Source organism: Streptococcus mitis, assembly GCF_002096925.1.
Lineage (GTDB): Bacteria > Bacillota > Bacilli > Lactobacillales > Streptococcaceae > Streptococcus > Streptococcus mitis_AF.
The window spans coordinates 179,258-195,746 of sequence record NZ_NCVN01000085.1 but is presented as its reverse complement, the minus strand read 5'-3'; the positions used below and the strand labels follow the sequence as shown (position 1 = coordinate 195,746).

The following is a 16,489-nucleotide window of genomic DNA, read 5'->3' as shown; positions in this document are numbered from 1 at the left end:
TCTCCTTATTCTGCTTCACGTTTTACGAATTTACATTTAACTGGCAATTTGTGGCTAGCAAGACGAAGCGCTTCGCGAGCGATCTCTTCAGATACACCAGCGATTTCGAACATCACTTTACCACGTTTAACTGGTGCTACCCAACCTTCAGGTGCCCCTTTACCAGATCCCATACGCACACCGATAGCTTTAGCAGTGTATGATTTGTGTGGGAAGATTTTAATCCAAACTTTACCACCACGTTTCATGTAACGAGTCATGGCGATACGAGCAGCTTCGATTTGGCGGTTAGTGATCCAGTGGCTAGTTGTAGCTTGAAGACCGTATTCACCGAATGCTACTTCTTTTCCACCTTTTGCTTCACCGCGCATTTTTCCACGGAATTCACGACGGTGTTTAACACGTTTAGGTACTAACATTGGTTATTTACCTCCTTTAGTGTTTTTGCGAGCTGGAAGAACTTCACCACGGTAGATCCATACTTTAACACCAAGTTTACCGTATGTAGTATCTGCTTCTTCCCAAGCGTAATCGATATCTGCACGAAGTGTGTGAAGTGGAACAGTTCCTTCAGAGTATCCTTCAGCACGGGCGATATCTGCACCGTTCAAACGACCTGATACTTGAGTTTTGATTCCTTTAGCTCCAGCACGCATTGCACGTTGGATTGCTTGTTTTTGTGCACGACGGAAAGCAACACGTTGCTCCAATTGACGAGCAATTCCTTCACCTACAAGGTGAGCATCCAAATCAGGTTGTTTGATTTCGATGATGTTGATGTGTACTTGTTTTCCAGTCAATTTGTTAAGTTTCGCACGGAGTGCATCAACGTTAGCACCACCTTTACCGATAACCATACCTGGTTTAGCAGTGTGAAGTGAAACGTTAACTTTGTTTACTGCGCGTTCGATTTCGATAGTTGAAACTGCTGCGTCAGCAAGTTCTTTTTGAACGAATTTACGGATTGCAAGATCTTCATGAAGGTAATCCGCGTATTCTTTTTCAGCATACCATTTGGCATCCCAATCACGGATGATGCCGACACGCATACCAATTGGATGTACTTTTTGACCCACGATTTTACCTCCTTATTTTTCTGCAACAGCTACAGTGATGTGAGCTGTACGTTTGTTGATTGGTGAAGCTGAACCTTTCGCACGTGGACGGAAACGTTTCATAGTTGGTCCTTCGTTTGCGAATGCTTCAGATACTACCAAGTTAGCTTTATCCAAACCAAAGTTGTTTTCAGCGTTAGCTACAGCTGAGTTCAAAACTTTCAAGATGATTTCAGCAGCTTTGTTTGGAGTGAATGTCAAGATTGCGATTGCATCGGCTACGCTTTTACCACGGATGTTATCAAGAACAAGACGTGATTTACGAGGTGAAACACGTACTGTACGAGCCATTGCTTTAGCTGAAGTAATTTCTGCCATTTATGTTCTCCTTATTTTCTACGTGTTTTCTTGTCGTCTGCAGCGTGACCTTTGTAAGTACGAGTTGGTGCAAATTCACCAAGTTTGTGACCTACCATGTCTTCTTGGATGTAAACAGGTACGTGTTTACGTCCGTCATAAACTGCGATAGTGTAACCAATGAAACTTGGGAAGATCGTTGAACGACGTGACCAAGTTTTAATAACTTTTTTCTTTTCGTCGTTAGCTTGAGCTTCAACTTTTTTCATCAAATGCTCATCGACGAAAGGTCCTTTTTTAAGACTGCGTCCCATTTTTATATTTTCTCCTTTAAATGTTGTACCACAGCGGCTTGCGCTCACAAGCAGCGCTACCGAGCTGGCGGATTTACTAGTTGCTTAAGCGACTAGTTTAATATTATTTCTCGTTGCGACGACGAACGATAAGTTTGTCAGATTTCGCTTTCTTGTTACGAGTTTTAAGACCAAGAGCAGGTTTGCCCCATGGAGTAGATGGTGCTTTACGACCAACTGGTGCTTTACCTTCACCACCACCGTGTGGGTGATCGTTAGGGTTCATTACAGAACCACGAACTGTTGGGCGGATACCTTTCCAACGGCTACGTCCTGCTTTACCAAGGTTTACAAGTCCATGTTGTTCGTTTCCGACAACACCAACTGTAGCACGACAAGTTCCAAGAATCATACGAACTTCACCTGATTGAAGACGAACAAGAACGTATTTACCTTCAGAACCCAATACTTGAGCAGATGCTCCAGCAGCACGTACCAATTCACCACCACGACCTGGTTTCAACTCGATGTTGTGGATCAAAGTACCAACTGGAATGTTAGCAAGTGGAAGAGCGTTTCCGACTTTGATATCTGCTTCTGGACCTGAAACGATACGTTGACCAACTTCAAGACCTTTTGGAGCGATGATGTACGCTTTCACACCGTCAGTGTAGTGTACAAGAGCGATGTTTGCAGAACGGTTTGGATCGTACTCAATTGTTTTAACAACTGCTTCAACGTTGTCTTTGTTACGTTTGAAGTCAACCAAACGGTAGAAACGTTTGTGTCCACCACCTTGGTGACGAACTGTGATACGACCGTTGTTGTTACGACCAGCCTTGCTCTTCAATGCAACAAGCAATGATTTTTCAGGAGTGCTTGTTGTGATTTCAGCGAAATCCAAAGAAGTCATATTACGGCGACCGTTTGTTGTTGGTTTATAAACACGAATTCCCACGATATTTCCTCCTTAGATTATTCAGCTTCAGCAGCAAACAACTCGATTGCTTTTGAATCAGCTGTAAGTGTGATGATAGCTTTTTTAGTTTTGTTAGTAAAACCAGTGTAACGTCCAACACGTTTAGCTTTTGGTTTTACGTTGATTGTGTTAACATTTGCAACTTTAACACCTTCGAAAGCAGCTTCAACAGCTTGCTTGATCAAAAGTTTGTGTGCACGAGTGTCAACTTCAAATACATATTTTCCTGCTTCAAGTTGAGCCATTGAGCTTTCAGTGATTACAGGTTTTTTGATAACATCATACAAATTCATTATGCAAGAACCTCCTCGATTTTAGAGATAGCTGCTTGAGTAACAAGAAGTTTGTCACTATTTGCGATGTCAAGAACACTTGCAGTTGTAGCAGTCGCAACTTTCACGTTTGGAAGGTTACGAGCTGAGAGAGCTGCGAATTCGTTTCCTTCTTCAAGAATAACAAGGACTTTAGAATCGATGCTCAAAGCTGCAAGAACTTTTGCAAATTCAGCAGTTTTTGGAGCTGTAAATTCAAGAGAATCAACGGCTACAAATTTATTTTCAGCAACTTTTTCTGAGTAAACAGATTTAAGCGCAAGGCGACGAACTTTTTGAGGAAGTTTGTACGCATAGCTACGTGGAGTTGGTCCGAAGACGATTCCACCACCACGCCATTGTGGAGAGCGGATAGAACCTTGACGAGCACGTCCAGTTCCTTTTTGACGCCATGGTTTGCGTCCGCCACCTGAAACAGCTGAGCGGTTTTTAACTGCGTGAGTTCCTTGACGAAGGCTAGCACGTTGGCTGATAATCACATCAAACACAACAGATTGGTTTGGTTCGATACCAAAGATTGCATCGTTAAGAACAACTTCGCCCGCTTGTTTACCAGTTTGGTCGAATAATGTTACATTTGCCATTTTGACTGTATTCCCCTTTCCTTATTATTTACCAGCTTTAACTGCTGACTTGATAGTGATAAGAGATTTCTTAGCACCTGGTACGTTACCTTTGATAAGGATAACGTTCTTTTCTGGAACAACTTGTACAACTTCAAGGTTTTGAATTGTTACGCGGTCACCACCCATACGTCCTGCAAGGTTTTTACCTTTGAATACGCGGTTAGGTGCAACAGGTCCCATAGAACCTGGACGACGGTGGTAACGAGAACCGTGAGCCATTGGTCCACGTGATTGTCCGTGGCGCTTGATAACACCTTGGAAACCTTTACCTTTAGAAGTACCAGTTACGTCAACAACGTCTCCAGCTGCGAATGTTTCAACTGTAATTTCAGCACCAACTTCCAAGCCTTCAACGTTTTTGAATTCACGAATGAAGCGCTTAGGAGCCGTGTTAGCTTTCGCTACATGTCCTTTAGCAGGTTTGTTGCTCAATACTTCGCGTTTGTCATCGAAACCAACTTGGATAGCGTTGTATCCGTCTGTTTCAACAGTTTTAACTTGAAGAACAACGTTTGGAGTTGCTTCAATAACTGTTACAGGGATCAATTCGCCAGCTTCAGTGAAGATTTGAGTCATTCCCACTTTTTTCCCTAAGATTCCTTTTGTCATGAGAAAATAGTTCCTTTTCTATATTTTTTTATTCAAAAAGTTTTTAACGAGCGTTTTTCATGCTCAAGGTATCAAGCTTTAGATTAAAGTTTGATTTCTACGTTTACACCACTTGGAAGATCCAATTTCATCAACGCATCAACTGTTTTTTGAGTTGGGTTAACGATATCGATCAGACGTTTGTGTGTACGCATTTCAAATTGTTCGCGAGAGTCTTTGTATTTGTGAGTCGCACGAATGATTGTGTAGAGGCTACGTTCAGTTGGAAGTGGGATTGGACCCGCAACTTGTGCACCTGTACGAGTAGCTGATCCTACGATTTTTGCAGCCGCTGTGTCAAGCGTACGGTGTTCGTAAGCTTTCAAACGGATACGGATTTTTTTGTTTGCCATCTTTTTCTCCTTTTCGTCTATTTAAGATAATAGGCTAGCTCCACAAGAAAACCGACGCGGTGTTGCGTGGCAATGCAACCGAGCGTGTCGCAACCTCTTGCATCAAAGCTAAGGCTGTAATTTACAGCACCATAATAGAATAACACAAAGCCCCTGCGATTGCAAGGGATTTGTTGCTGTTTTTTCGTTTTTTTACAATGAAACTGTTTTCCTATTTTTTCTTTCTAGAATTAGGGATTTTCTTCTATATAAATTGAGTTCTCTTGACCTCAAATTTACCTTCTGATTGGTCCACTAAGATATCCGCCTTAGACTCAGTTTCTTTATAATATCGCAAATACTGCTCCCGTCTCATCTGATGGCTAGCCAATATAAAGGATTCATCACGATTTCTCACAGTCGTATCTCGAGCTAGGCGCCGCTTTAATTCGGTCTCTTCATCAGTGTAGAAACAGATGGTTTTGTCAAAGAGTTCTTTGGGTAAAAAGCCAACAGACATCCCTTCGACAATCAGAACTGGTTTTGTTCCAGACAAGACCTCACTAGCCTTCCAAGGTTCTTCAATTGTTAAGATATCCATACCCGCCTGTAAGGCCAGGATATCTCGCTGCAAACTCGCCAGTTCATGCGCCACTGGCAGACAGGCTGTCACCTTTTGATTTGGCGCGTCCTTTGGTACTACTAGATGGCGTCTGGAGGTGATATAAGGATCTGTTTCTAGCAAATTTACTGTAGTAGAATCTAAAGCTTGGTACAATTCCTCTGCAAAGGTTGATTTACCTGAAGCTCCATGACCGTATATTCCCAGTGTCCTGACTTTTCCAGCTTCTATCTCTGAAACCAGTCCTTCTATTAAGTCTTTTTTCTTCACTCTCTCTTCACCTGTTCATAGCTTTCTTTTCCGTCATTAAGCTTGTCCCAAATCACTACTTGCCCACTTTTGAGAGATTTTTGCACATCGATAATTCGTTGATTGGAAGAACCTCGAAACTGGAGCATGAGATTTCTCTTAGTTCGATCGTATCGTCCATCGACAAGAATGTCAATCAATGATAAGAGTTCCAGTTTATCTGGTGTCTCCAGCATCATTTCTTCCCAGGTGTAGCCCGTCCAGGACCAGATGTCTTTACCTGGCAATTCCTTTCGGATGCGTTTAACGAGTGGCAAGAGAATACCCGTATTGAGAAAGGGTTCTCCTCCCAACAAAGTCAAGCCTTGAACATAGGGCTGAGCAAGATCTGCCATGATCTGTTTTTCTAGCTCTGCAGTGTATGGAATGCCCGCATTAAAAGACCAAGTCGCAACATTATAACATCCCTCGCAGTGAAACATACAGCCTGATACATAGAGAGAATTACGCACGCCTTCTCCATCTACAAAGTTAAAGGCCTTGTAGTCGATGATACGCCCTTGACTGAGTTCCTCGCTTTTCCATTCTTGTGGTTTTGGATTATTCATTCGCTACCTCTATCCAATAACGCTCGACTCCATTACGAGCATCCTCAAATATTCCACCATTTGCTAGAATGACTGCTCTGCTAGCAGGATTATTCACGCTACAGGTCACAAGAGCTTTCTTGATGTTCTTTTCCTTAGCAACTTGCAAGCCCTGACGGAGAGTTTCCTTAGCATAACCTTTGCCTCTTTCTGATGGACGAATGGAGTAGCCAATGTGGCCAGCATAATTCAGTAAACCCTCATTCAGTCTCAATCGCAGGTTCAAAAATCCTAGAGCACGACCTACATCATCAAATGATACAAATTGAATAGAAGGAACACGATTTTCAGGCAAGTTTATTCCCATCTCTTTTTGCATATTTGTTTCCAACCACTCTTCATACACAAAGTTCTCTGTATCCCAGAAACCACCGTCGTGAAGCGACTGATATTTTTCAAATTCCTCCATCATGTCTATAACAGCCTTCTTATCTACTATTGTCGGTCTGCGTAATTCCATCCTTACCTCCCACTAAGAGAAAAGCGAGAGCTGACTCTCACTTTTATTTTTTCTTATTCTTGTTTAAAAATTGTTCTCTGAGGTTGAGCAAGCGTTCTTTCTTACCAGCTCCACCTTTAGAGTGTTTCTCGTGATAACGGGTCACTTGTGCACGCCCCTTATCGTCTAATTGATATTTTCCCATTTCAGTTCTTTCTAATTGGTTACTTGGTGACCAGCTATTTTAATCGTTGAGCCGTTCATGTGTTTGACACGCGCTGCGATTTCCTTGTGACGCCCATTGACCATCGGTCTCGCTTGAGGATTACCTAAATAGCCACAAGTCCGTTTAACAACGTCTACTGTTTTAGGGTCGCTATTGCCACAGTTAGGACAAGCAAATCCTCTCTCAGTTGGTTCAAAATCCCCTTCAAAGTCACACTTGTAGCAACGGTCAATTGGTGTATTGGTCCCAAGATAGCCCACACGGTCATAGGCATAGTCCCAGACAGCTTCCAAGGCCTTTGGATTTTGCTGAAGGACTGGATACTCACAATAATGGATGAAACCACCCGACGCACCTGCTTCTGGATAGACTTTCTCAAAATCCAATTTTTCAAACGGTGTTGGATTTTTACGAACATCGTAGTGGAAAGAGTTGGTGTAGTATTCCTTATCTGTAATATCAGGAATAGAGCCAAACTTGTCTGTATCTAGTCGACAAAAACGGTCTGTCAAACTTTCAGATGGTGTTGAGTAGATAGAGAAATGATAGCCATATTGATCTGACCACTCTTCTACACGGCGTTTCATATCGCGAATGATGTCTAGCGTGAATTCCTTAGCATCTGGATTACTTTCCCAGCTGTTACCAAAGAAAACTGTCGCTACTTCGTACAAACCGATATAGCCTAGTGAAACTGTCGCACGACGATTCTTAAAGAGCTGGTCAACGCTTTCTTCTTTACCTAGACGATGACCAAAAGCACCGTATTGATAAAGGATAGGAGCATTTGCTGGTGTTGCTTCCTTGGTCCGTTCGACACGATAAACTAGAGCATCTTCTGCAATGTTCATCCGCTCGTTAAAGATTTCCCAGAACTTATTCATATCACCTTCAGACTCAAGGGCAATACGAGGAAGATTGACCGTCACCACCCCTAGATTCATACGGCCAGAGTTAACTTCAACTCCATTTTCATCCTTCCATCCTTGAAGGAATGAACGACATCCCATCGGAACCTTGAAGGAACCTGTCAATTCGATAATCTTATCATAAGACAAGACATCTGGGTACATCCGCTTGGTTGCACACTCAAGAGCCAACTGCTTAATGTCGTAGTTGGGAGTCCCTTCTTCTAAGTTGAGTCCTCTTTTAAGCGTGAAGATAAGTTTAGGGAAGATAGCTGTGCGGTGTTCTGAACCAAGTCCCTTGATTCGGATGTTCAAGATAGCTTTTTGAATTTCACGCTCAAAACGATTGGTTCCCAGACCAAAACCTAGTGAAGTAAAAGGTGTTTGCCCATTTGAAGTGAAGAGAGTATTGATTTCATACTCGAGAGATTGCATGGCATCATAGATATCTTTTTGGGTTTTCTTCCAAGCGTAATCTTCCCGTTTGTCAGGTAAGACCCATTCTTCCGCATCCTTGAGGTGTTTTTGGTAATTCTTCTCTGCATAAGGCGCCAAAACTTCATCGATACGGTCAGCTGAACAGCCACCGTACTGGCTAGAAGCAACGTTGGCGATAATTTGAGAAATCTGAGCTGTCGCAGTCTGGATAGACTTGGGACTTTCTACCTCTGCATTTCCAATCTTAAAGCCATTCTCCAACATACCTTTAAAATCAATCAAACAGCAGTTAGTCATAGGTGTGTAGGGGCTATAATCCAAATCATGATAGTGGATATCCCCCTTTTGGTGGGCATTGGCTACGTGCTTAGGGAGCATTTGCAGTCCGATTGATTTCCCAACAATCCCCGCCGTCAAATCACGCTGGGTGTTAAAGACATCGCTGTCTTTATTAGCATTTTCATTGACAACGGCCTGGTCTTTGTTGAGAAGTTTATGGATGCTAAAGTTGATATCTGTCGCTTTTGAACGCTCAAAATCCCTTTGTGTCCGATAAGTAATATACTCCTCAGCTAGCGCATATTCTTTGGCTTCAAGGAGTTCATGTTCTACGATATTTTGAATTTCGTAAATCTTAACCCCCTGTGGAAAGCGACTATGAATTTCTGTGACAATTCGCTCGGTCAGAGCATTGAGGCGTTTTTCGACCAGGGGTGTCACATCCATAACCTTGTCAGCCGCCTTGTGGAGAGCCTTGTCAATCTTGTCCACATCAAATACAACACGTCTCCCATCTCGTTTTTCAACGAAGAGAGTTGGCAAAATTGTAATTTTTTCTTCTAGTGCAATCATATGCATGCTCGTTTCTAAAATGTTCTTTCTAAAAAGTATTATACCACTCTAAAAAGAAAAATCAATATCTTGTGTTAAAAATCCTAAAATTTTTAAAAATACACAAGATATTGATTTTGTTATTTAATTTTATAGACTTTAAACTCTGAGTAATCAGTCTTTACTTGTTGGTAATTTTCTTTCAAAATTGTTTCCACTTCAGACCAGACTGCTACCTTATCATTCACCACAATCACCTTAGGTTGGTTTTCTTTCAAGTCATTGATTAAACTAGTTTTATTCTCTTCTGTACTCGTGTAAAGAAGAGGTGATGGGAACATGGATCCAGCCAAACGCTGGCTTTCTTTATACATCTGAACATGTGAATCCCAAATATAGATTTGGTCACCATCACTCGTCTCTTGTTTGACTCTATCTACCACTTGATGTTGTTCTCTATAAGAAGCTGGATGCAAGACAAAACGAGCTACAAAAGGAATTGCAATCAGATAAACCACCACTAGGATCGGTAAGTAGAGATTCCCTTTCATGAATTTTTTCCATAGAGTAGGAACTTCCTCTCTTCTCCGACGACGAGCTCCTCTAGCTGAATGTTTCCCACGAATACTGGTCATCAAAAGAAGGAGTAAAAATGGAAGGATTAGAATTAAACGCGAACCGTGAAGAGGTTCTTGAGAAAAAAGCAACAAGGCTAATACAAATAAGAAAGTAAAACTAGCTGGTACTGAAATAACATATAATCTTGATGCCTTTGATTGGAACAATCCTAGAAAAACAAGGAAGAGAGCTCCTAAACCAAAGGTCAACAAACCATAGAATACAACATTATCCATTAGTTGAGGATTCAAGACCTGAAGGGAATCAATCGGATATAAAAGACTCCCTAGAGCCTCTCCAAAACCACCTGAAGCAAGAACATAATATCCTACTGGGTAAAAGATGAGAGAAAAGCCAAGTGCTGCTGCAAAAAACTGATAAACTCCATGAGCAAGGCGGCCATGCCCAACATTAAAGACAAATAAACCAATCGTTACTACTGCAATAAAGAAAAGACTTGTAAGAGGCTCTATGAAAAATGATAGGGCCAAGAAAATCCCCAGACGTAGAAATCCCTTGTCATGGTTAGGATTTGATAGATAAGCTGCTATGAACGAAAATCCTGCAAACAGAAATGGCAAAGCTAAAATCGTAGCATATCCTCCTCCAAAACCGAGACCGGATACCAAAATATAAAATATGGTTAAGAGTTGCTTGGCTTGTTCCCTTTGTCCCGTCAGATAGTCAGTTGAAGAAAAGAGGAAATAACCTCCTCCTAAGAGGGCTAGCCATTCTACCAAGGCAAAAAGAATGCCTCCTTGGGTGATGTAAAGTAGCAAGTAATAAATAAGACCGTGACTAGCATAATAGCTACTGTAGAGCTGTCCTCCCTGATGCCAAGCCCACCCTATATACAAATCCTGCGCCTGAGAGGGACTTACCATATCTAAAAGTAAAGGTATCACCACAGAAAAAAACGTTGCAATCGTACTTCCAATGATGAGTCTGAAAAACGGGAAAGCTACCTGTTCTTCTTTTTCTACATGAGATTCAAGGTTCCTATCCAATCTATTTTCAATTTCATTACTCTGTATCGTTTCGGATACTTCTTCGATTCTGCCATATACAGCCATGTCGTTTCTCCTATTCAATTTATCTGTCTTAGTATATCAAAAAGACCTAAAATTGTCAGCTTGCGATGGCTGTTTGAGTGATTTTTTGCATAGTTTCACAAAGGTTTCAATTTCCCGAAATCGGTGTAAATGCGTCTGTTTAAATGACATGATATAATCCAATTCTTTCTGAGTCAGCATCATTCCCCCTCTATCTTTCTATTCGTAAAAGGCAAGAAAAATAGGACTGGGTTGTGTCCTAAGTCCTAGATTTCTTATAAGATTGGGGCAAATAACTGGGCAATTTCCTTAATCAATTTTTGATACCAGCTATTTTTTATCGTATGAGGGAAAATTTCTTGAGATACTGAAAAAATCTCCTGAAAATCTTTTTGAATCTCTGTGATTGATGCCGTTTTATATAGCAAAACTGCATCTTCATAGTGATGAAGCAAACTTCTATAATCTAAATTAATCGTTCCAACTGCAGCAAAGTCCTTGTCCACTAGGATTTGTTTACTGTGGATAAAGCCTGGACTATACTCAAAAATCCTGACTCCTGCTGACAAAAGATCCGGATAGGCTCCTCTTGTTATGAGCTGGATTAATTTTTTATCCGGAATGAAAGGAGTCACGATGCGGACATCAACACCCCTCATGGCTGCATTTTTAATACTCTCAGTTAAATCATAGTCAATAATCAAATAGGGTGTTGTGATATAGACTGAATCAGTAGCCTGATTAATCAAACTTTGATAAACTTTTTTCCCTACTTGAGTACGGAAGATGGGCTTGGGTCCACTACCGTAAGGAATGCAGAGCCCTTGGCCAGAACAAGGCTGATTTTCCAAGTGATACTGGTCAAAATCGCTGATTTCCCCACGATTGATATACCAAGTCATCAAAAAGAGACGGGTTAGAACCTTGACACCAGGACCATCTATGCGAATCCCACTGTCCTTCCAGTAGCCAAAGCGTTCTACATGATTGATGTACTCATCAGCTAAGTTAATGCCTCCTGTATAGGCTACCTGACCATCTATGACAAGGATTTTACGATGGTCCCGATTGTTGTAAGCCACCGTCAAACGAGGAATCACCTTGTTAAACTTATGGGCTTCAATTCCTCGACTACGAAGCTGAATAGTATAGTCGCCAGGTAAAGTCGCCATACAGCCAATATCATCATAGAGCATCTTGATCTCTACACCCTGAGCTGCCTTTTGCTCTAGTATATCTAGTATGCTATTCCACATCAAACCTTCTTCGACAATATAATACTCTAGAAAGATAAACTTTTCAGCTTTCTTGAGATCTTCCAGCATATGTTGCCACATGCTTTCACCAGATGCAAAAAATTGTGTATCCGTTCGATCATAGACGTCGGCATTGCTATCCATACTCAACAACGATTTGATAACTCCGTAAGCCGCCTTATCATCTTCCTTCAATTTCTGGCGGAGAGGTTTACTGTTATCCTCCCGAAAATGCATGGAAGCCAGTTTGTCCAACTGCTTAATTTCTTTTTTGGACAATCGCCTTTCACCAAACATCAGATAGAGCAAGGGGCCAATGACAGGAACAAAAGTTACCACTAACCACATTACTTTGCTTTCAGGCGCCATTGAGCGATTGACAATTGCGACAACAGTCGCTATACTCATAAAAATTAAGATAATTACCCATAGAATGGGGGCCATGCGCCCTAAATAAAGAAAGAGACCAAAAACAAGACAAAGTTCAAGTAGCATAATCGAAAGACTAAAGCCATACTTGGACATCAATAATTGAAATTTTCTATATTTCATATCCCCTCCTTGATATTTTGATACTCAATGAAAAGCAAAGAGCAAACTAGGAAGCTAGTCGCAGGTTGCTCAAAACACTGTTTTGAGGTTGCAGATGGAAGCTGACGTGGTTTGAAGAGATTTTCGAAGAGTATGAATGCTAAAAACAGGTAATTAATACTAGTATAACGCAGGTATTCGGTAAAAGGCAAGTATTTATAATCATTTTTCTGAGCAAAAGCAAAAGAGACCGAAAAATCCAGTCTCTTTCTAGTCTATTTTGATAAAACAATGCGATCAGACGCTTCTCTATCCATATCGGCAATAATCATCTGATTTCCATTGATTGCATAAATCTTGACATCATCCCCAATAATCATACGTTGATTAGCGGCATCGAAGCTAACCTGCTTGATTTCTTGTTCCCCGTCAGTTTCTACCTGAGTCCAAGTACCAGTTATTCCAGTTACCACTAAAGTGATACGGTCTCCTTCATCCTGACCAGTATAAGTTCCATCAATATTAATTGGTTGAGCCTCAGGCGCATTTTGTGAAGAACTTGTCGTTGCCTGGTTTGTATTTTCTGTAGAAGATGAAGCAGCAGGTTGTGATTGCTGAGTTTGTTGTGTTTGTTGTGTTTGCGAGTGAGTTGCTGGTTGTTGAACTCTTTGTGAACAAGCTACTAAGAGACTAAGACTTGCTAGAGAAGCAAGAGAAAGTGTGAATCTTTTTAATTTCATGATGAATTTCCTTTCTGCTACCAATTTAGAGAAATTTCCTCCTAACTGGCAGTTACCCTAGTATAACAAGTTCAAAAAAGGAGGTCAATTCATCTGCTCATGCCCTAGTATGTGGTTCCGTACTTCTGAGATAAAATAGAGAGACCCTGTAATGAATAACAGGTCCTTGGTATCGGCTCTTTCTTCGAAACTGCTGATAAATTCGCGATAAGAAGGAATTACATGGTAACCTGTTACATCTGTCTCGTCCAGAGAACCTTGATAGTCAAAGCCGGTCACCTTGAGTTCCACCTGAGGCAAATTTTCAGTTAGATAAGCCAACATCCCTTGATAATCCTTCCGTTTCAAGGCTCCAAATAGGATTTGAGGACGATATCCTTCCTGCTCTTTTTCTTTGATAAACTCAACCAAGCGAGTCAAGGCAGGGAGATTATGGGCACCGTCCAAGTAGATATGAGAACGAATACGCTCCAAACGTCCAGCCCAATGGGTCTTCTCCAAAGCTCGTCTTACAGCCTGCTCATCAACAACTTCCTTTCTTTCTCCCATAAAAAGAAGAAAAGTTTGCAACGCCAAGGCCGCATTCTCCTGCTGATAAGCTCCTTCTAAACCTATTTTCAGCCGCGAAATATTTAGTAAAGAACTTGAAAAATCGCCATTCAGCATTGAAAAATCTTGGCCTGCCTGATAAAGGTCAACAGCTAAAGATTCGGCTTTTTTCTGACAAACAAGACTAGCTTCTGAAGGCAATTTTGCAATCACTGCCTTCTTACCAGTCTTGAAAATACCAGCTTTCTGCTCTGCGATTGCTTCTAGACTATCGCCCAAGGTCTCCTGGTGGTCAAGCCCAATGGAGGTGATGACAGCAAGCTCTCCAGTTACCACATTGGTCGTGTCAAGTAAGCCACCAATTCCCACTTCTAGTAAAACCAAATCCACCTCTTGCTCTCTAAAATAAAGAAAAGCAATCAAGGTCAGCAATTCAAAAAAGGACAACTGATCATGGGTTTGCAGAAGTGTCTTTTCCATCTCCTTGATCTGTTCCGCCAAACGAATAAAGTCTATGTCTGCTATAGGTTGCCCGTTAATGCAGATTCGATCATTGATAGAGACGATATGAGGGGAGGTAAAGGACGCAACTTTTTTGCCATGCCCCATAAACAACTCCCTCATAAAAGCAATGGTAGATCCTTTCCCATTAGTTCCTGTTACGTGGATAATAGGATAAGACTTCTCGGGATTCCCCAACAAATCCACCGCTTGTTGCATTCGGCTCAAACCTGATCGAAAATTCAAACCAATCCGACTATGGAGCCATTCTTCTACTTCAAACATATACATCTCCTTAATTACAGGTTCAATCAACTGCCTCAATAAAGTCTCATAACTAACAAAAACGAGGCCAGGATTTTCGTCCCGACCTCTTACCTGGTTAGCTAATAACTAGCTACTATGAATATTAACTTGGGCTAAAAACATCCCCCGGACGTTCCAATTCTTCCCAATTTCTGGGAGTTGGGCTGATACAGTCTCCCAGACTTACTGACGGTTTTTATTTTTAGCGTCAGGCTAAAAACGTCCCCCGGACGTTTTTACTCCTCCATAAAACTATTGAAGACTTCTTCAATCATGTTCCATTCGTCTTCTGAGCCTTCTGGGATTGGTTGCAATTCGCCTTCTGTTCCATCTTCGTTTTCGATGAATGAGTAAGCTTGAATTTCAACTTGTCCGTCTTCGTCTTCTTCTGCGTTAACTGGTACTAGAAGAACATAGTTTTTACCAAATTCTTCTTTTCCGTCAATGGTCAAAAGGATTTCAAACAAGGTTTCATTTCCTTGCTCATCTACCAGTGTAATTAATTCACGTTCTTCGTGGTCGTGGTTATGATCGTGTGACATAGCCTCTCCTTTATATTAAAATTTTCTATCTAAATAGTTTTGTAAAATCAGCTGAGCTGCTAACTTATCAATGACTTTCTTGCGCTTGTTACGGCTAATATCTGCTTGTTCAATCAACATGCGCTCTGCAGCAACTGTTGTCAAGCGTTCATCTTGATAGTCTACTGGTAAACCAAAAAGCTCTTCTAGCTTTGCTCCGTATGCTTGACTAGCTTCCACGCGCGGTCCGCTTGTATTGTTCATGTTTTTAGGCAAGCCCACTACAAATCGTTCCACCTTGTAAGTATCAACCAACTCCTTAACGCGGTCAAAACCAAATTGGCCTTGCTCCTCGTTGATTTGGATGATTTCAAGTCCTTGAGCTGTAAAACCAAGCGGATCGCTAATAGCCACCCCTACCGTTTTTGAACCGACGTCCAATCCCATAATTCTCATAGGTTATAGATCGACTCCTTGTCCTTTAAGGTAGTAGCGGACCAATTCTTCAACGATTTCATCGCGCTCATACTTACGGATTTGATTTCGTGCATTATTATAACGAGGAACGTAGGCAGGGTCTCCACTCAATACGTAACCTACGATTTGGTTAATCGGGTTGTAGCCCTTATCGTTCAACGAAGCATAAACATCAGTCAGAGTTTCGCTAATTTCTTTTTTATTGGAATCGTCCAATTTAAAACGTACTGTTTCTTCAGTAAATCCCATTCTAACACCCTCTTTCCTTAGAATAGTACCATTATAGCATAATTCCTTACGTTCTACAATTCAGGTAGTCTATTTATTTGGATTTTCTATTGTTCTGTCGCGCCATTTGCCAATCTGTCTGAAATATATTTGCTTGGTTCATTCTTCAAGAGACTTTCTAAACCAATGTTCTTCAAATATTCTAACTGAGAAGCCTTCTTGACATCCAAAACTTGAAAATCAAAACTAGTCGTTGTTTGAAGTTCGGTTGCACTCAATAGTTTAGTTTCAAGCTTAAATCCTGCTAATTTACGAGCTTCTATGATAGCCTCATCCTTCTCCTCCGCCTCAAGAAGAGCTTTTTGAGTTTCTTCCACTCCATGTTGGTCGATATAGGTCTTCAACTCATCTGAGACTGGACGCTTTTGTTGGATGGTTAGGTTCAAAAAAGTCTTGTCTTTATAAGTAATGGTTTGAGTTTGCTGGCTGCCATCATCTGACTTTGGCAAGACCAAAGTCTTGGTCACAACCGTATTCTTCTCGGCATTTTCAATAACTGGCAATGCCGACTGAAGCGTATCCTTTTCTGTTTTTGTAGCTGTTCCAGTTTCTTTTTTCTGTCCACAACCAACCAGGACAAAAAGGAAAGCTAGGCTAACAAGAACAATTCTTTTCATTTCTCTCTTCTTTCTTTTTGAAATTAAAATAGAATAAGACTGGGAATTGCT

General features: G+C 41.2%; 22 protein-coding genes. All 22 read right to left on the bottom strand.

Annotated elements, in window-relative coordinates; translation table 11 throughout:
- Nucleotides 1-5: 5 nt before the first annotated feature.
- The 22 genes from rplP to B7692_RS10510 all read right to left on the bottom strand — a co-directional run bounded on the left by rplP (nucleotide 6) and on the right by B7692_RS10510 (nucleotide 16,438).
- Nucleotides 6-419, bottom strand: coding sequence for a 50S ribosomal protein L16 (gene rplP, locus B7692_RS10625; protein ID WP_000960946.1), 414 nt, complete (start codon nucleotides 417-419; stop codon nucleotides 6-8).
- A 3-nt stretch (nucleotides 420-422) separates the two neighbouring features.
- Nucleotides 423-1,076 (bottom strand): 30S ribosomal protein S3, encoded by a 654-nt coding sequence (gene rpsC / locus B7692_RS10620; protein WP_000529936.1) that lies wholly within the window; start codon nucleotides 1,074-1,076, stop codon nucleotides 423-425.
- Between the two features lie 12 nt (nucleotides 1,077-1,088).
- Nucleotides 1,089-1,433 carry a 50S ribosomal protein L22 gene (gene rplV / locus B7692_RS10615; protein WP_000818137.1) on the bottom strand — a complete coding sequence of 115 codons (345 nt, stop codon included), beginning with the start codon at nucleotides 1,431-1,433 and terminating at the stop codon, nucleotides 1,089-1,091.
- 11 nt (nucleotides 1,434-1,444) lie between these two features.
- On the bottom strand, nucleotides 1,445-1,726 hold the full coding sequence (rpsS, locus tag B7692_RS10610) for a 30S ribosomal protein S19 (protein ID WP_000533766.1): 282 nt from the start codon (nucleotides 1,724-1,726) through the stop codon (nucleotides 1,445-1,447).
- 103 nt (nucleotides 1,727-1,829) lie between these two features.
- The gene (gene rplB / locus B7692_RS10605) at nucleotides 1,830-2,663 is read right to left on the bottom strand and encodes a 50S ribosomal protein L2 (protein ID WP_000512911.1); all 834 of its coding nucleotides are present in this window, start codon (nucleotides 2,661-2,663) and stop codon (nucleotides 1,830-1,832) included.
- Nucleotides 2,664-2,680: 17 nt separating this feature from the next.
- Nucleotides 2,681-2,977 carry a 50S ribosomal protein L23 gene (locus tag B7692_RS10600; protein ID WP_001055347.1) on the bottom strand — a complete coding sequence of 99 codons (297 nt, stop codon included), beginning with the start codon at nucleotides 2,975-2,977 and terminating at the stop codon, nucleotides 2,681-2,683.
- Nucleotides 2,977-3,600 carry a 50S ribosomal protein L4 gene (gene rplD, locus B7692_RS10595; protein ID WP_000024549.1) on the bottom strand — a complete coding sequence of 208 codons (624 nt, stop codon included), beginning with the start codon at nucleotides 3,598-3,600 and terminating at the stop codon, nucleotides 2,977-2,979. The genes B7692_RS10600 and rplD overlap by 1 nt, the downstream gene beginning before the upstream one ends.
- Nucleotides 3,601-3,624: 24 nt before the next feature.
- A complete protein-coding gene (rplC, locus tag B7692_RS10590) occupies nucleotides 3,625-4,251 on the bottom strand; it encodes a 50S ribosomal protein L3 (protein ID WP_000160197.1) in 627 nt (208 codons plus the stop codon).
- Nucleotides 4,252-4,334: 83 nt separating this feature from the next.
- Nucleotides 4,335-4,643 (bottom strand): 30S ribosomal protein S10, encoded by a 309-nt coding sequence (rpsJ, locus tag B7692_RS10585; protein ID WP_084930664.1) that lies wholly within the window; start codon nucleotides 4,641-4,643, stop codon nucleotides 4,335-4,337.
- A 244-nt stretch (nucleotides 4,644-4,887) separates the two neighbouring features.
- The gene (locus B7692_RS10580; RefSeq protein ID WP_084930663.1) at nucleotides 4,888-5,514 is read right to left on the bottom strand and encodes a uridine kinase family protein; all 627 of its coding nucleotides are present in this window, start codon (nucleotides 5,512-5,514) and stop codon (nucleotides 4,888-4,890) included.
- Nucleotides 5,511-6,101, bottom strand: a complete 591-nt coding sequence (gene nrdG / locus B7692_RS10575; protein ID WP_084930662.1) for an anaerobic ribonucleoside-triphosphate reductase activating protein — start codon at nucleotides 6,099-6,101, stop codon at nucleotides 5,511-5,513. Before nrdG ends, B7692_RS10580 begins: the two co-directional genes overlap by 4 nt.
- A complete protein-coding gene (locus B7692_RS10570; protein WP_084930661.1) occupies nucleotides 6,094-6,600 on the bottom strand; it encodes a GNAT family N-acetyltransferase in 507 nt (168 codons plus the stop codon). Before B7692_RS10570 ends, nrdG begins: the two co-directional genes overlap by 8 nt.
- Nucleotides 6,601-6,643: 43 nt before the next feature.
- Nucleotides 6,644-6,784, bottom strand: a complete 141-nt coding sequence (locus B7692_RS10565; RefSeq protein ID WP_000521618.1) for a hypothetical protein — start codon at nucleotides 6,782-6,784, stop codon at nucleotides 6,644-6,646.
- 11 nt (nucleotides 6,785-6,795) lie between these two features.
- Entirely contained in the window at nucleotides 6,796-9,003 is a 2,208-nt protein-coding gene (nrdD, locus tag B7692_RS10560; RefSeq protein ID WP_049546964.1) for an anaerobic ribonucleoside-triphosphate reductase, read from the bottom strand.
- Nucleotides 9,004-9,122: 119 nt separating this feature from the next.
- Nucleotides 9,123-10,673: a hypothetical protein gene (locus B7692_RS10555; RefSeq protein WP_049551442.1), complete on the bottom strand. Its 1,551-nt coding sequence runs from the start codon at nucleotides 10,671-10,673 to the stop codon at nucleotides 9,123-9,125.
- Nucleotides 10,674-10,927: 254 nt separating this feature from the next.
- Nucleotides 10,928-12,460, bottom strand: coding sequence for a cardiolipin synthase (gene cls / locus B7692_RS10545; protein WP_084930660.1), 1,533 nt, complete (start codon nucleotides 12,458-12,460; stop codon nucleotides 10,928-10,930).
- Nucleotides 12,461-12,714: 254 nt separating this feature from the next.
- Nucleotides 12,715-13,179, bottom strand: coding sequence for an SP_0198 family lipoprotein (locus B7692_RS10535; protein ID WP_084930659.1), 465 nt, complete (start codon nucleotides 13,177-13,179; stop codon nucleotides 12,715-12,717).
- A gap of 84 nt (nucleotides 13,180-13,263) precedes the next feature.
- A complete protein-coding gene (locus tag B7692_RS10530; RefSeq protein ID WP_084930658.1) occupies nucleotides 13,264-14,514 on the bottom strand; it encodes a bifunctional folylpolyglutamate synthase/dihydrofolate synthase in 1,251 nt (416 codons plus the stop codon).
- A gap of 257 nt (nucleotides 14,515-14,771) precedes the next feature.
- A complete protein-coding gene (locus B7692_RS10525; protein WP_084930657.1) occupies nucleotides 14,772-15,077 on the bottom strand; it encodes a DUF1292 domain-containing protein in 306 nt (101 codons plus the stop codon).
- Between the two features lie 15 nt (nucleotides 15,078-15,092).
- Nucleotides 15,093-15,512: a Holliday junction resolvase RuvX gene (ruvX, locus tag B7692_RS10520; protein WP_004239076.1), complete on the bottom strand. Its 420-nt coding sequence runs from the start codon at nucleotides 15,510-15,512 to the stop codon at nucleotides 15,093-15,095.
- 3 nt (nucleotides 15,513-15,515) lie between these two features.
- Nucleotides 15,516-15,782 (bottom strand): IreB family regulatory phosphoprotein, encoded by a 267-nt coding sequence (locus B7692_RS10515; protein WP_000507059.1) that lies wholly within the window; start codon nucleotides 15,780-15,782, stop codon nucleotides 15,516-15,518.
- Between the two features lie 86 nt (nucleotides 15,783-15,868).
- Nucleotides 15,869-16,438: an SP0191 family lipoprotein gene (locus B7692_RS10510; RefSeq protein WP_084930656.1), complete on the bottom strand. Its 570-nt coding sequence runs from the start codon at nucleotides 16,436-16,438 to the stop codon at nucleotides 15,869-15,871.
- Nucleotides 16,439-16,489 lie beyond the last annotated feature (51 nt).

Coding starts and splice junctions, on each gene's coding strand:
- rplP (WP_000960946.1), bottom strand. CDS start 419: ATGTTAGTACCTAAACGTGTTAAACACCGTCGTGAATTCCGTGGAAAA.
- rplV (WP_000818137.1), bottom strand. CDS start 1,433: ATGGCAGAAATTACTTCAGCTAAAGCAATGGCTCGTACAGTACGTGTT.
- rpsS (WP_000533766.1), bottom strand. CDS start 1,726: ATGGGACGCAGTCTTAAAAAAGGACCTTTCGTCGATGAGCATTTGATG.
- B7692_RS10600 (WP_001055347.1), bottom strand. CDS start 2,977: ATGAATTTGTATGATGTTATCAAAAAACCTGTAATCACTGAAAGCTCA.
- rplD (WP_000024549.1), bottom strand. CDS start 3,600: ATGGCAAATGTAACATTATTCGACCAAACTGGTAAACAAGCGGGCGAA.
- rplC (WP_000160197.1), bottom strand. CDS start 4,251: ATGACAAAAGGAATCTTAGGGAAAAAAGTGGGAATGACTCAAATCTTC.
- rpsJ (WP_084930664.1), bottom strand. CDS start 4,643: ATGGCAAACAAAAAAATCCGTATCCGTTTGAAAGCTTACGAACACCGT.
- nrdG (WP_084930662.1), bottom strand. CDS start 6,101: ATGAATAATCCAAAACCACAAGAATGGAAAAGCGAGGAACTCAGTCAA.
- B7692_RS10570 (WP_084930661.1), bottom strand. CDS start 6,600: ATGGAATTACGCAGACCGACAATAGTAGATAAGAAGGCTGTTATAGAC.
- B7692_RS10565 (WP_000521618.1), bottom strand. CDS start 6,784: ATGGGAAAATATCAATTAGACGATAAGGGGCGTGCACAAGTGACCCGT.
- nrdD (WP_049546964.1), bottom strand. CDS start 9,003: ATGATTGCACTAGAAGAAAAAATTACAATTTTGCCAACTCTCTTCGTT.
- B7692_RS10555 (WP_049551442.1), bottom strand. CDS start 10,673: ATGGCTGTATATGGCAGAATCGAAGAAGTATCCGAAACGATACAGAGT.
- cls (WP_084930660.1), bottom strand. CDS start 12,460: ATGAAATATAGAAAATTTCAATTATTGATGTCCAAGTATGGCTTTAGT.
- B7692_RS10535 (WP_084930659.1), bottom strand. CDS start 13,179: ATGAAATTAAAAAGATTCACACTTTCTCTTGCTTCTCTAGCAAGTCTT.
- B7692_RS10530 (WP_084930658.1), bottom strand. CDS start 14,514: ATGTTTGAAGTAGAAGAATGGCTCCATAGTCGGATTGGTTTGAATTTT.
- B7692_RS10525 (WP_084930657.1), bottom strand. CDS start 15,077: ATGTCACACGATCATAACCACGACCACGAAGAACGTGAATTAATTACA.
- ruvX (WP_004239076.1), bottom strand. CDS start 15,512: ATGAGAATTATGGGATTGGACGTCGGTTCAAAAACGGTAGGGGTGGCT.
- B7692_RS10515 (WP_000507059.1), bottom strand. CDS start 15,782: ATGGGATTTACTGAAGAAACAGTACGTTTTAAATTGGACGATTCCAAT.
- B7692_RS10510 (WP_084930656.1), bottom strand. CDS start 16,438: ATGAAAAGAATTGTTCTTGTTAGCCTAGCTTTCCTTTTTGTCCTGGTT.